This window comes from Pseudomonas sp. GW821-FHT10B02, assembly GCF_059415665.1.
In genome coordinates this window covers 262,915-274,792 of sequence record NZ_JBWKNR010000001.1, presented here as the reverse complement: position 1 = coordinate 274,792, position 11,878 = coordinate 262,915, and the positions used below count along the sequence as shown (strand labels likewise).

Below are 11,878 nucleotides of genomic sequence, written 5' to 3'. Positions count from 1 at the left end.
GGTTCAGACCAGCACCTGACGGGTGCTGGCGATGTACTGGTGCACCAGCTTCTCGGCCTGGGGATCGATCATTTCGGCCGGGCCGCGACCGTTGGGGCATGGCAGACGCTCAGTGGTACCGAACAGCCGGCAGATCAGTGGCCGCTCTTCGTACACCGTGCAGCCGTTGGGCCCCAGGTGCACACAGTTGAGCTCGGCCAGGGCGGCCTCCTGCTCGGCGGCGCTTTTGCGTGGCAGCCGGGCCATTTCTTCCGAGGACGTAGTCACCGGCCCACAGCAGTCATGGCAACCGGGGACGCACTCGAACGACGGGATCTGATCGCGCAGGAAACGGATCTTGTGGCTGTTGCAACTCATGGCGGCCTGCGGCGAAGAACGGGAAAGGCGCTATTTTGCCCCATGGTTGCCCGGTGCCGAAAGTGCAGCTTATCCTGCGTCAATTTTTCCAAACACTTAAAATCAGGACTCATCCATGAGCGCCCCTGTTCAATCACCCGCTTCTCACGTCGCTTCCTACTACGCCGCCAGCAGCCTGCCACAACCGGAGTATCCACCGCTGCAGGGCGAATTGAGCTGCGACGTCTGTGTGGTCGGCGGCGGTTTTTCCGGGTTGAACACGGCGATCGAGCTGGCCGAGCGCGGCCTCAACGTGATCCTCCTTGAGGCCCGCAAGATCGGCTGGGGCGCCAGCGGGCGTAATGGCGGGCAACTGATTCGTGGCGTTGGCCACGGCCTTGATCAGTTCACCCCGGTGCTGGGCAGCGATGGTGTGCGTGAGCTGAAACTGATGGGCCTGGAAGCGGTGGATATCGTCCGCCAGCGCATCGAACGCCACGCCATCAGCTGCGACCTGACCTGGGGCTACTGCGACCTGGCCAACAAACCGAAAGACCTGCAGGGCTTCGCCGAGGACGCCGAGGAGTTGCGCAGCCTGGGCTACCGCCATGAACTGCGCCTGGTGCAACCTGATCAGATGCGCACGGTAGTGGGCTCGGACCGCTATGTTGGCGGCCTGATCGACATGGGCTCGGGACATCTGCACCCGCTGAACCTGGCTTTGGGCGAGGCGGCTGTGGCCAACAAGCTTGGGGTTCGCCTGTTCGAACAATCGGCGGTCACCCGCATCGACTATGGCTCGCAGGTGCGGGTACACACCGCACAAGGTTCGGTGCAAGCCAGCACGCTGGTGCTGGGCTGCAACGCCTACCTCAATGACCTGAATGCCGAACTGGGCGGCAAGGTACTGCCCGCCGGTAGCTACATCATCGCCACCGAACCCTTGAGCGAAGCGCAGGCGCACGATTTGCTGCCACAGAACATGGCGGTCTGCGATCAGCGCGTGGCCCTGGATTACTACCGCCTTTCCGCGGACCGACGCCTGCTGTTCGGCGGCGCCTGTCATTATTCCGGACGCGATCCGCAGGATATCGCCGCGTACATGCGGCCGAAGATGCTCAAAGTGTTCCCGCAGTTGGCCGACGTACGCATCGACTACCAGTGGGGCGGCATGATCGGCATCGGCGCCAATCGCCTGCCGCAGATCGGCCGCCTGCCAGGCCAGCCGAACGTGTACTTTGCCCAGGCCTACTCCGGCCACGGCCTCAATGCCACCCACCTGGCCGGCAAGTTGCTCGGTGAGGCCATCAGCGGCCAGCACAGCGGGCGCTTCGACCTGTTCGCCAAGGTGCCGCACATCACCTTCCCGGGCGGCAAACACCTGCGTTCACCGTTGCTCGCCTTGGGCATGCTCTGGCATCGGCTCAAAGAGCTGGTTTGAGAAAGGCCTCAGGGCCTCTCGCCGGCAAGGCCGGCTCCCACAATGGTCAGTGCCGCTTTTGTGGGAGCCGGCCTTGCCGGCGCAGCGATTTCAGCCACGCCAGAACGGCTTGAGCCCTTCCTCGCGCGCCTGCTCCGGCGTCAGGCCAACATCACGCAGCTGCTCGGGCGTCAGCTCCAGCAGGGCGCGGCGGCTGTGCCAGCGGTGCGCCATCAGCCCCCAGCGCCCGAGCCCGGCCGGTACATCAAACAGCTGCAGACGCTGTTCACGGCCCAGTTCATCCGCGTGTAATTTCAGGCGCACATCGCTCATACCGCTCATTGCTTGACTCCTCCGGGTTTGGATAACCGTAGGAAAAGCTTGCGCGCATGAGGAAAAGCATTACAGATTCAAAACCTAGTTATTATTTCCATACAGAATTGGCAGTTTTCCTACTGAATGCTGTATTTTTTTGCCATCTGTATTGGTGATTAGCTGAAGCCTTCTACGGGAGTATGCCGTGACCCTCTATGTCAACCTTGCCGAGTTGCTCAGCGCCCGCATCGAACAAGGCCTGTACCGCCCTGGCGACCGCTTGCCGTCGGTACGCGCCCTGAGCGTGGAACATGGCGTCAGCCTGAGTACCGTGCAGCAGGCCTATCGCCTGCTGGAAGACAATGGCCTGGCCGCGCCACGGCCCAAGTCCGGTTACTTCGTACCCACAGACCGTAGCCTGCCAGCCCTGCCAGCGGTAAGTCGGCCGGCGCAACGGCCGGTGGAAATCTCCCAGTGGGAACAGGTCATCGAGCTGATCCGCAGCGTACCGAGCAAGGATGTGGTGCAACTGGGCCGCGGCATGCCCGACGTCGACAGCCCGACGCTCAAGCCCCTGCTGCGCAGCCTGGCCCAGCTCAGCCGCCGCCAGGACATGCCCGGCCTGTACTACGACACCATTTCCGGCACCCTGGCCCTGCGCGAACAGATCGCCCGGCTGATGCTCGACTCCGGCTGCAGCCTCGGCCCGGCCGACCTGGTGGTCACCACCGGTTGCCACGAAGCGCTGTCGACCAGTATCCGCGCGGTGTGCCAGCCCGGCGATATCGTTGCGGTGGACTCACCGAGCTTTCACGGCGCCATGCAGACCCTCAAGGGCCTGGGCATGAAAGCCCTGGAAATCCCCACCGACCCGCTCACCGGCATCAGCCTCGAAGCCCTGGAGCTGGCCCTGGAGCAATGGCCGATCAAACTCATCCAGATCACCCCGAGCTGCAACAACCCGCTGGGCTACATCATGCCCGAGGCACGCAAGAAGGCCTTGCTGACCCTCGCCCAGCGCTTTGACGTGGCAATCCTTGAAGACGACGTGTATGGCGACCTGGCCTACACCTACCCACGCCCGCGCACGATCAAATCGTTCGACGAAGACGGCCGGGTACTACTCTGCAGTTCGTTTTCCAAGACCCTGGCACCGGGCCTGCGCATCGGCTGGGTTGCTCCCGGGCGCTATCTGGAGCGAGTGCTGCACATGAAGTACATCAGCACCGGCTGCACCGCGACGCAACCGCAACTGGCCATCGCCGATTTCATCGAAGCCGGGCACTACCAGCCGCATCTGCGGCGCATGCGCAGTCAGTATCAGCGCAGCCGCGACCAGATGAGCGACTGGGTCACCCGCTACTTTCCCCCCGGCACCCGTGCCAGCCGGCCGCAGGGTGGTTTCATGCTGTGGATAGAATTGCCGGAAAGTTTCGACACCCTGCGCCTGAACCGGGCTTTACTAGGGCAAGGCGTACAGATTGCCGTGGGCAGTATTTTTTCCGCCTCGGGTAAGTACCGTAACTGCCTGCGAATGAATTTCGCCGCCCGCCCTACCGCCGAAATCGAAGCGGCCGTGCGCAAGGTTGGCGAGACCGCCATTCGTCTACTGGCCGAAGCCGCAAGCGACGGGTAACTTTCCGCCGCCGTTCGCGGTCGATATCCATAAGTCCCTGTCGTGAAGGATTCATTGCCTTGATAAGCCCGCGTGCGCTGCCCTTGCTGCTGTCGCTGATGCTCGGCCTGAGCGGATGCGCCAGTGTCAGCCAGCCCCGCGATGTCAGTCAGGCGCTGCCAGCCAGTGACTCGGCCTTCGGGCGCTCAGTGCAGCGTCAGGCCTCCGCCTATGAAGGGCGTTCCGGATTTCGTCTGCTGCCCAACAGCAATGAAGCGTTTCGCGCGCGGGCCGAGCTGATTCGCAACGCCCAGTCCAGCATCGACCTGCAGTACTACATTGTCCACGACGGCCTCAGCACCCGCGCCCTGGTCCACGAGCTGCTGCAGGCTGCCGACCGCGGTGTGCGGGTCCGCATCCTGCTCGATGACACCACCAGCGACGGCATCGACGACAAGATGGCCACCCTCGCCGCGCACCCGAACATCCACATCCGCGTCTTCAACCCGCTACACCTGGGGCGCAGCACCGGCGTGACCCGGGCGGTGGGCCGCCTGTTCAATCTCAACCTGCAACACCGGCGCATGCACAACAAGCTGTGGCTGGTGGACAACAGCATGGCCATCGTCGGCGGCCGAAACATTGGCGATGAGTACTTCGACGCCGAGCCCAACCTGAATTTCACCGATATCGACCTGTTAGGTGTGGGGCCGGTTGCCGAACAACTCGGGCACAGCTTCGATCAGTACTGGAACAGTGCCCTGAGCCGACCGATTGGCGACTTCCTCATGACCCAGCCTGACGCCAATGACCTGCGTGCCAGCCGCCAGCGCCTGGAAGCGTCACTGGCCGAAGCCGAAGTCGAGCGCAAAGCGCTGTATGACCGCCTGATGTCGTACAAAACCAACCCGCGCCTGGGCGTCTGGCGCAATGAATTGATCTGGGCCCACAACCAGGCGCTGTGGGATGCACCGAGCAAGGTCCTGGCCCGCGATGAGCCGGACCCGCAACTACTGATGACCCACCAGCTGGCACCTGACATGAACGGCGTCCAGCACGAACTGATCCTGATCTCGGCCTACTTCGTGCCTGGCGAGCCCGGCCTGCTGTACCTGACCAGCCGCGCCGATGCCGGCGTCTCGGTCAAGCTGCTGACCAACTCCCTAGAGGCCACTGATGTGCCAGCGGTACATGGGGGTTATGCGCCCTACCGCCGGGCGCTGCTGGAACATGGCGTGCACCTGTATGAACTGCGTCGGCAACCGGGCGACCCCGGCTCCAAACGCGCCCTGCACATCTATGGCAGCTCCGACTCAAGCCTGCACAGCAAGGCGATCATTTTCGACCGGCGCAAGACCTTCATCGGCTCGTTCAACTTCGACCCACGCTCGGTGCTGTGGAACACTGAGGTCGGCGTGCTGGTCGACAGCCCCGAACTCGCCGAGTACACCCGCGACCTGGCGGTCCAGGGCATGGCCGCAGCGCTGAGTTACCAGCCGCAGCTGGTCAACGGCGAACTGGTCTGGGTGACCGAAGACAATCACCACCTGCACACCCTGACCACCGAGCCCGGAGGCCTGTGGCGCCGCTTCAACGCCTGGATCAGCAAGGCCGTGGGCCTGGAACGGATGCTCTAGACCGGCGCCGGCTCGAAGGCATTCGGGCGCCGCGCGAGCAGCACCAGGCCGGCAGCACCGGCAGCCATCAGCAGCGGCAAGGCATGCCCACTGACCCACTGGCTGCCGGCACCGGCAACCAGCGGCCCGATCAGGCAACCGATACCCCAGAGTTGCGCGACATGGGCGTTGGCGCGCACCAGCGCATCATCGCGGTAACGCTCGCCAATCAACACCAACGACAAAGTAAACAAACCACCGGCACTGGCGCCGAACAACACCCATAGCGGCCAGATCGCCCAGGTTTGCAACATCAGCGGAATCGCCAGGCTCGACAACAGCAGTGCCAGCGCGCAACCGCTGAACAGCGTGCGCCGCGACATACGGTCGGCCAGCGCGCCAATCGGCAGCTGCAGCAGCGCATCACCGACCACCACCGTGCTGACCATGAACAGGGCGATCTCGGTGCTGAAGCCTTGCTGCAGGCAATACACCGGCAACAGGGTCAGGATCATCGCCTCGAACGCAGCGAACAGGGCAATTGCCCAGGCAATGACCGGCAAACGCCGGCAGAAACCGACCAGGTCCAGCAAGGTCACACTGCACGCTTCTGCGCTCGGCGCACCGTCACGTCCCAACAGCACCAGCGGTGCCAACAGCAGCAAGCCGGCACCGATCCAGAAACCCAGGTCATCCTCCGAACCCATTACCCCCAGCAGCAACGGCCCGGCCAGCTGGCTCAGGGCATAACTACTGCCGTACAAGGCCACCAAGCGCCCACGCCACTGCTCGACCACCAACTGGTTGATCCAGCTTTCGCCGAGGATGAACACGATGGTCAGGATCATGCCGATCAGCAGGCGCAGCACCAGCCACAACGGGTAGCTGGGCAACAGCGCCAGCAGGCCGATGGACAATGCCCCGGCCCACAGGCACAGACGCATCAACCCGGGCGTGCCAAAGCGGGCAGCGAGCCGGCTGGACAGGCTGGCACCGAGCAATACGCCGATCGCCGGCATCGCCGCCATCACGCCAATGGCAAAGCTGCCGTAGCCCCAGCTTTCCAGACGCAAAGACACCAGCGGCATGCTCACGCCCAGCGCCAGGCCGACACTGAGCACCGCCGTCAGCACGGCGAAATAGGTTCCCCAACGCATTGCAGCCTCCCAGGCTGTCGTGGTTCTGCAGAAACAACACAGCCGGACCTGCTTGGAGCAAGGTCCGGCTGTGAACGGGATCGCGCGGTTGCGGTTACAGCTTGATCCAGGTCGCCTTCAGCTCGGTGTACTTGTCCAGTGCGTGCAAGGACTTGTCACGGCCGTTGCCCGACTGCTTGAAGCCACCGAACGGTGCGGTCATGTCGCCGCCGTCGTACTGGTTGACCCAAACGCTACCTGCACGCAGTGCCTTGGCGGTCAGGTGAGCCTTGGAGATATCGGCAGTCCACACACCGGCAGCCAGGCCGTACGGGGTGTCGTTGGCGATGTTGATAGCTTCTTCAACGCTGTCGAAGGTAATGACCGACAGTACTGGGCCGAAGATTTCTTCCTTGGCAATGCGCATGGCGTTGCTGACGCCGTCGAAAATGGTCGGCTCGACGTAGGTGCCACCGGTTTCTTCGAGGATACGCTTACCACCGACCAGCAACTTGGCGCCGTCACTGTGACCGGCTTCGATGTAGGACAGCACGGTGTTCATCTGCTGGCTATCGACCAGCGCGCCGACGGTGGTGGCCGGGTCCAGCGGGTTGCCCGGTTTCCAGGCCTTGAGGGCCTCGAGTACCAGCGGCAGGAACTTGTTTTTGATCGAACGCTCGACCAGCAGGCGCGAACCTGCAGTGCAGACTTCGCCCTGGTTGAAGGCGATGGCGCTGGCGGCAGCTTCGGCAGCGGCGTTGAGGTCCGGGGCGTCGGCGAAGACGATGTTCGGGCTCTTGCCACCGGCTTCCAGCCAGACGCGCTTCATGTTCGACTCACCGGCGTAGATCATCAATTGCTTGGCGATCTTGGTCGAACCGGTGAACACCAGGGTGTCGACGTCCATGTGCAGGGCCAGGGCCTTGCCAACGGTGTGGCCGTAGCCTGGCAGCACGTTGAGCACGCCAGCCGGAATACCGGCTTCGATTGCCAGCTGGGCGATACGAATGGCGGTCAGCGGCGATTTTTCCGAAGGTTTGAGCACTACCGAGTTACCGGTGGCCAGGGCCGGGCCGAGTTTCCAGCAGGCCATCAGCAGCGGGAAGTTCCACGGCACGATGGCGGCAACCACACCCACAGGCTCGCGGGTCACCAGACCCAGCTGATCGTGCGGGGTAGCCGCGACTTCGTCGTAGATCTTGTCGATCGCTTCACCGTTCCAGCTCAGGGCCTGGGCAGCGCCTGGCACGTCGATGGTCAGCGAATCGTTGATCGGCTTACCCATGTCCAGGGTTTCCAGCAGCGCCAGCTCTTCGACGTTCGCGTTGAGCAGGGCAGCGAAACGGATCATGGTGGCTTTGCGCTTGGCCGGGGCCAGACGCGACCAGACGCCGGACGCGAAAGTAGCGCGGGCGTTTTCTACGGCACGCTGGGCATCGGCTTCATCACAGCTGGCGACCTGCGCCAGCAGGCGGCCGTCGACCGGGCTGAGGCATTCGAACGTCGCGCCGGAAACGGCGGCGGTGTATTCACCGTTGATGAAAGCGCGGCCTTCGATTTTCAGTTGTTGGGCACGCTGTTCCCAATCCGCACGAGTCAGGGTGGTCATACGAAACTCCTCCTCTTGTTAAGGTGCAGTGCCGCACGAGGGATCACCGGCACTGTCAAAAATTCTGGCTTGGGCGAGCTACGCGCACAGGCACCTGCCACCCTAAACCACTGGCGACCCAATTATCAATATATTTGACATAATCGCACCAAACGCCTACTGATGTTCATTTTATTAAACAAACAAGAGACATAGCCATGCGCATAGACCAGATCATCGACTTCGCCCAGGTCCTCACCGAGGCCGAACGTTATCGCCCGGCAGCCGAAAAAATCCTCAAGGGCGATCCTGAGCAAGCGGTCTACAACCACTACTCCAGCCCCTGCGGCCAGTTTGCAGCCGGGGTCTGGGAAGGCGCCGTAGGTCAATGGACCGTCAATTACACTGAACACGAGTACTGCGAGATCGTTCAGGGCGTTTCGGTGCTGCGCGATGCAGATGGCGGCGCGAAAACCTTGCGCGCCGGTGATCGCTTTGTGATCCCGGCAGGCTTCAAGGGCACCTGGGAAGTGCTGGAGCCGTGCCGTAAGATCTATGTGATGTTCGAGCAGAAATAACGGCATCGCAGGCGTGTGGGAAACCACTGTGGGAGCTGGCGATAGCCTGCGATCGACCGCGAAGCGGTCGTAAAACTCGAGACCACAATGCTGCTGATACACCGCATTCACCGGTTTTGCTGCCGCTTTGCGGCAGATCGCGGGGCAAGGCCCGCTCCCACAGTGGTATGCCCCACAGCCCATAAAAAAGGGCCCGTATCGTGAGATACGGGCCCTTTTTTCGTCAGCCGGATCAATTACTTGATCTTGGCTTCCTTGTAGATCACGTGCTTGCGAACAACCGGATCGAATTTTTTGATTTCGATTTTGTCCGGAGTGGTGCGCTTGTTCTTGTCGGTGGTGTAGAAGTGGCCGGTATTAGCGGTCGACACCAGACGGATCAATTCACGCATGATTCTCTCCCTTAGACCTTAGCGCCGTTACGGCGAATGTCGACCAGAACGGCATCGATGCCGCGCTTGTCGATGATGCGCATGCCTTTGGCAGATACGCGCAGACGCACGAAACGCTTCTCGGACTCGACCCAGAAGCGATGATGCTGCAGGTTCGGCAGGAAACGACGACGGGTTTTGTTGTTTGCGTGGGAAATGTTATTCCCGGTTACCGGACCCTTACCGGTAACTTGACAGACTCTCGACATGCCTCAGCCCTCTAAAACCACATGCCCAACCCGGCATGGGTTGGCCGCTTAATCTCTCAGTCTTTGGCGCCAGGCGCCGTGTTTCTTCAGGGTCTTATCGACTCAATCAACAGATGCGACAAGCCGAGCCCCTAGAAAAGAGCGCTGCTTTATACCAGAAAGACCAAAGCACAACAACAGAAGATGTGTTTTACCTTGCTGGGCGACACGCCGGAGCAGCATAACGACTGGCCCGGCAAGGTGTCGACCACTCGTCGCACGATTGGCAAAAAAGGCTATGGTCATTTCTGGCTTGGCACACTAGGGTAAGACTTTTCCAGACTGCACTGGCAGATGGGCCATCGATCAGCCAAGGATTCCTCATGCGTGCTGCCGCTCTACCCCTGTTGTTCGCCACCCTGCTCGGCCCGGCACTCGCCCAGGCGGCCGCGTTGAGTGTGTGTACCGAAGCCAGTCCCGAAGGCTTCGATGTGGTTCAGTACAACTCGTTGACCACCACCAACGCCTCGGCTGACGTTTTGATGAACCGCCTGGTCGAGTTCGATGCCGCCAAAGGCCAGGTGGTGCCAAGCCTGGCCGAAAGCTGGACGGTTTCGCCCGATGGCCTGATCTACGAGTTCAAGCTGCGCCCCGAGGTGAAGCTCCACAGCACCGGCTACTTCAAGCCCAGCCGCACCCTGGACGCCGACGACGTCCTGTTCAGCTTCCAGCGCATGCTCTACCCCGCGCACTCCTGGCACAAGATTGCTCAGAGCGGCTACCCGCACGCCCAATCGCTGCAGCTACCGAGCCTGATCAAGCAGATCGACGCTGTCGACCCGCTGACCGTGCGCTTCACCCTTGATCACGCGGATGCGACCTTCCTGGCCACCCTGAGCATGGGCTTCGCCTCGATCTATTCCGCCGAATATGCCGATCAGCTGCTCAAGGCCGGTACGCCGGAAAAGCTCAACAGCCAACCGATCGGCACCGGCCCGTTCGTGTTCAACCGCTTCCAGAAGGACGCGGTGATCCGCTACCGGGCCAACCCGGACTACTTTGCCGGCAAGCCCGCAGTCGATCCGCTGATCTTCGCCATTACCCCGGACGCCAACGTGCGCCTGCAGAAGCTCAAGCGCAACGAGTGCCAGATCGCCTTGTCGCCCAAGCCGCTGGATATCGCCGCCGCCAGCGAAGATCCGGCACTGAAGGCAGAAAAGACCGAAGCCTTCATGACGGCTTTCGTCGCTATCAATAGCCAGCATGCACCGCTGGACAAGCCCGAGGTGCGCCAAGCCATTAACCTGGCGTTCGACAAGGCCAGCTACCTCAAAGCGGTGTTCGAAGACACTGCAGTCGCCGCCAATGGCCCCTACCCGCCCAATACCTGGAGTTATGCCAAGGACCTGCCGGGCTACCCCACCGACCTGGACAAAGCCCGCGCGCTACTGGGCAAGGCCGGCCTTAAAGACGGCTTCAACACCACCATCTGGACCCGTCCGCAAGGCAGCCTGCTCAACCCCAATCCGAGCCTCGGCGCGCAGTTGCTCCAGGCAGACCTGGCCAAGATCGGCATCAAGGCCGAGATCCGCGTGATCGAATGGGGTGAGCTGATCCGCCGCGCCAAGGCTGGCGAGCATGACCTGCTGTTCATGGGCTGGGCCGGTGACAACGGCGACCCGGATAACTTCCTCAGCCCGCAGTTCGCCTGCGCGGCGGTGAAGTCCGGGACCAACTTTGCCCGCTATTGCGACCAGCGCCTTGACCAGTTGATCAGCGCCGGCAAGACCACCACCGACCAGAGCGTGCGTAGCCGTCTGTACCAGCAGGCCCAGACGCAGATCCAGCAGCAGGCGCTGTGGCTGCCGCTGGCGCATCCTACGGCTGCAGCGTTGGTCCGTCAGAACGTTGAGGGCTATCAAGTCAGCCCGTTCGGTCGCCAGGACTTCGCCAAGGTCAGCTCGACGCGCTGAACCAGCCATGCTCGACCATCGACAGGGGCTCGCCATCGCCGACGATGAGGTGGTCGAGCACCCTGACATCAACGAGCTCCAACGCAGTCTTCAGACGGCGGGTCAGCACCAGGTCAGCATGACTGGGCTCACTCACGCCTGATGGATGGTTATGGCAAAGAATCAATGCCGCCGCATTGTTTGCCAGGGCGCGCTTGATGACTTCTCGGGGATAGACGCTGGCGCTGTCGATCGAGCCGCGAAACAGCACTTCAAAACCTAGAGGACGGTGCTTGGTATCGAGAAACAGGCATCCGAATACTTCGCTCCGTTCGTGACGCAGCTTGGCTTTCAGATAGCGACGTACCGCGCCTGGGCTTTGCAGCGCCGAGTCGCGGACTATGGTTTGTTCCAGGTGCCGACGACCGATTTCCATCACGGCCTGCAACTGGGTGTATTTCGCCGGTCCCAACCCGACTTCGCGCTGAAACGTGGCCTGGTCTGCCTCAAGCAGATGGCGCAAACCGCCAAATTGCTTCAACAAATGCCGGGCCAGGTCGACGGCGCTCATGCCCGCTACACCGGTGCGTAAAAAAACCGCTAGCAGCTCAGCATCCGACAGACTGCTCGCTCCGCGCTCCAGCAACTTTTCCCGCGGCCGCTCCGCCACAGGCCAGTCCCTGATACTCATCCTCACCTCCCT

The 11,878-nt window shown here is 62.0% G+C and carries 12 protein-coding genes; 5 read left to right on the top strand and 7 right to left on the bottom strand.

Annotated elements, in window-relative coordinates; all coding sequences use genetic code 11:
• Positions 1-3: 3 nt before the first annotated feature.
• Positions 4-357 carry a YkgJ family cysteine cluster protein gene (locus AC07OF_RS01305; protein WP_157190519.1) on the bottom strand — a complete coding sequence of 118 codons (354 nt, stop codon included), beginning with the start codon at positions 355-357 and terminating at the stop codon, positions 4-6.
• Positions 358-472: 115 nt separating this feature from the next.
• On the opposite strand from AC07OF_RS01305, the gene AC07OF_RS01300 reads away from it, so the two are divergent.
• Positions 473-1,777: an NAD(P)/FAD-dependent oxidoreductase gene (locus tag AC07OF_RS01300; protein ID WP_157190520.1), complete on the top strand. Its 1,305-nt coding sequence runs from the start codon at positions 473-475 to the stop codon at positions 1,775-1,777.
• Between the two features lie 90 nt (positions 1,778-1,867).
• On the opposite strand, the gene AC07OF_RS01295 is transcribed toward AC07OF_RS01300, so the two are convergent.
• Positions 1,868-2,098 (bottom strand): DUF1127 domain-containing protein, encoded by a 231-nt coding sequence (locus AC07OF_RS01295; RefSeq protein WP_157190521.1) that lies wholly within the window; start codon positions 2,096-2,098, stop codon positions 1,868-1,870.
• A 178-nt stretch (positions 2,099-2,276) separates the two neighbouring features.
• Here AC07OF_RS01295 and AC07OF_RS01290 point away from each other — a divergent pair, with 178 nt between their 5' ends.
• Entirely contained in the window at positions 2,277-3,707 is a 1,431-nt protein-coding gene (locus AC07OF_RS01290; RefSeq protein ID WP_157190522.1) for an aminotransferase-like domain-containing protein, read from the top strand.
• A gap of 98 nt (positions 3,708-3,805) precedes the next feature.
• The gene (locus AC07OF_RS01285; protein WP_495072558.1) at positions 3,806-5,323 is read left to right on the top strand and encodes a phospholipase D family protein; all 1,518 of its coding nucleotides are present in this window, start codon (positions 3,806-3,808) and stop codon (positions 5,321-5,323) included.
• Here the strand turns inward: AC07OF_RS01285 and AC07OF_RS01280 are convergent.
• Positions 5,320-6,459, bottom strand: a complete 1,140-nt coding sequence (locus AC07OF_RS01280) for an MFS transporter (RefSeq protein ID WP_157190523.1) — start codon at positions 6,457-6,459, stop codon at positions 5,320-5,322. The genes AC07OF_RS01285 and AC07OF_RS01280 overlap by 4 nt on opposite strands.
• A gap of 94 nt (positions 6,460-6,553) precedes the next feature.
• Positions 6,554-8,047 carry an aldehyde dehydrogenase gene (locus tag AC07OF_RS01275; protein WP_495072497.1) on the bottom strand — a complete coding sequence of 498 codons (1,494 nt, stop codon included), beginning with the start codon at positions 8,045-8,047 and terminating at the stop codon, positions 6,554-6,556.
• 197 nt (positions 8,048-8,244) lie between these two features.
• Here AC07OF_RS01275 and AC07OF_RS01270 point away from each other — a divergent pair, with 197 nt between their 5' ends.
• On the top strand, positions 8,245-8,604 hold the full coding sequence (locus AC07OF_RS01270; protein WP_038615887.1) for a cupin domain-containing protein: 360 nt from the start codon (positions 8,245-8,247) through the stop codon (positions 8,602-8,604).
• A 236-nt stretch (positions 8,605-8,840) separates the two neighbouring features.
• Here AC07OF_RS01270 and rpmG read toward each other — a convergent pair whose 3' ends face one another.
• The gene (gene rpmG / locus AC07OF_RS01265; protein ID WP_010225867.1) at positions 8,841-8,996 is read right to left on the bottom strand and encodes a 50S ribosomal protein L33; all 156 of its coding nucleotides are present in this window, start codon (positions 8,994-8,996) and stop codon (positions 8,841-8,843) included.
• 11 nt (positions 8,997-9,007) lie between these two features.
• Entirely contained in the window at positions 9,008-9,244 is a 237-nt protein-coding gene (rpmB, locus tag AC07OF_RS01260) for a 50S ribosomal protein L28 (protein WP_010225868.1), read from the bottom strand.
• Positions 9,245-9,606: 362 nt separating this feature from the next.
• Between rpmB and AC07OF_RS01255 the strand changes: the two genes are divergently transcribed.
• On the top strand, positions 9,607-11,196 hold the full coding sequence (locus AC07OF_RS01255; protein ID WP_495072496.1) for an ABC transporter substrate-binding protein: 1,590 nt from the start codon (positions 9,607-9,609) through the stop codon (positions 11,194-11,196).
• Here the strand turns inward: AC07OF_RS01255 and radC are convergent.
• Positions 11,180-11,866, bottom strand: coding sequence for a RadC family protein (radC, locus tag AC07OF_RS01250; protein ID WP_157190526.1), 687 nt, complete (start codon positions 11,864-11,866; stop codon positions 11,180-11,182). The two genes, AC07OF_RS01255 and radC, sit on opposite strands and share 17 nt — an antisense overlap.
• Positions 11,867-11,878 lie beyond the last annotated feature (12 nt).

Coding starts and splice junctions, on each gene's coding strand:
- AC07OF_RS01305 (WP_157190519.1), bottom strand. CDS start 357: ATGAGTTGCAACAGCCACAAGATCCGTTTCCTGCGCGATCAGATCCCG.
- AC07OF_RS01275 (WP_495072497.1), bottom strand. CDS start 8,047: ATGACCACCCTGACTCGTGCGGATTGGGAACAGCGTGCCCAACAACTG.
- radC (WP_157190526.1), bottom strand. CDS start 11,866: ATGAGTATCAGGGACTGGCCTGTGGCGGAGCGGCCGCGGGAAAAGTTG.
- AC07OF_RS01295 (WP_157190521.1), bottom strand. CDS start 2,098: ATGAGCGGTATGAGCGATGTGCGCCTGAAATTACACGCGGATGAACTG.
- AC07OF_RS01280 (WP_157190523.1), bottom strand. CDS start 6,459: ATGCGTTGGGGAACCTATTTCGCCGTGCTGACGGCGGTGCTCAGTGTC.
- AC07OF_RS01255 (WP_495072496.1), top strand. CDS start 9,607: ATGCGTGCTGCCGCTCTACCCCTGTTGTTCGCCACCCTGCTCGGCCCG.
- AC07OF_RS01300 (WP_157190520.1), top strand. CDS start 473: ATGAGCGCCCCTGTTCAATCACCCGCTTCTCACGTCGCTTCCTACTAC.
- AC07OF_RS01270 (WP_038615887.1), top strand. CDS start 8,245: ATGCGCATAGACCAGATCATCGACTTCGCCCAGGTCCTCACCGAGGCC.
- AC07OF_RS01285 (WP_495072558.1), top strand. CDS start 3,806: ATGCTCGGCCTGAGCGGATGCGCCAGTGTCAGCCAGCCCCGCGATGTC.
- rpmG (WP_010225867.1), bottom strand. CDS start 8,996: ATGCGTGAATTGATCCGTCTGGTGTCGACCGCTAATACCGGCCACTTC.
- rpmB (WP_010225868.1), bottom strand. CDS start 9,244: ATGTCGAGAGTCTGTCAAGTTACCGGTAAGGGTCCGGTAACCGGGAAT.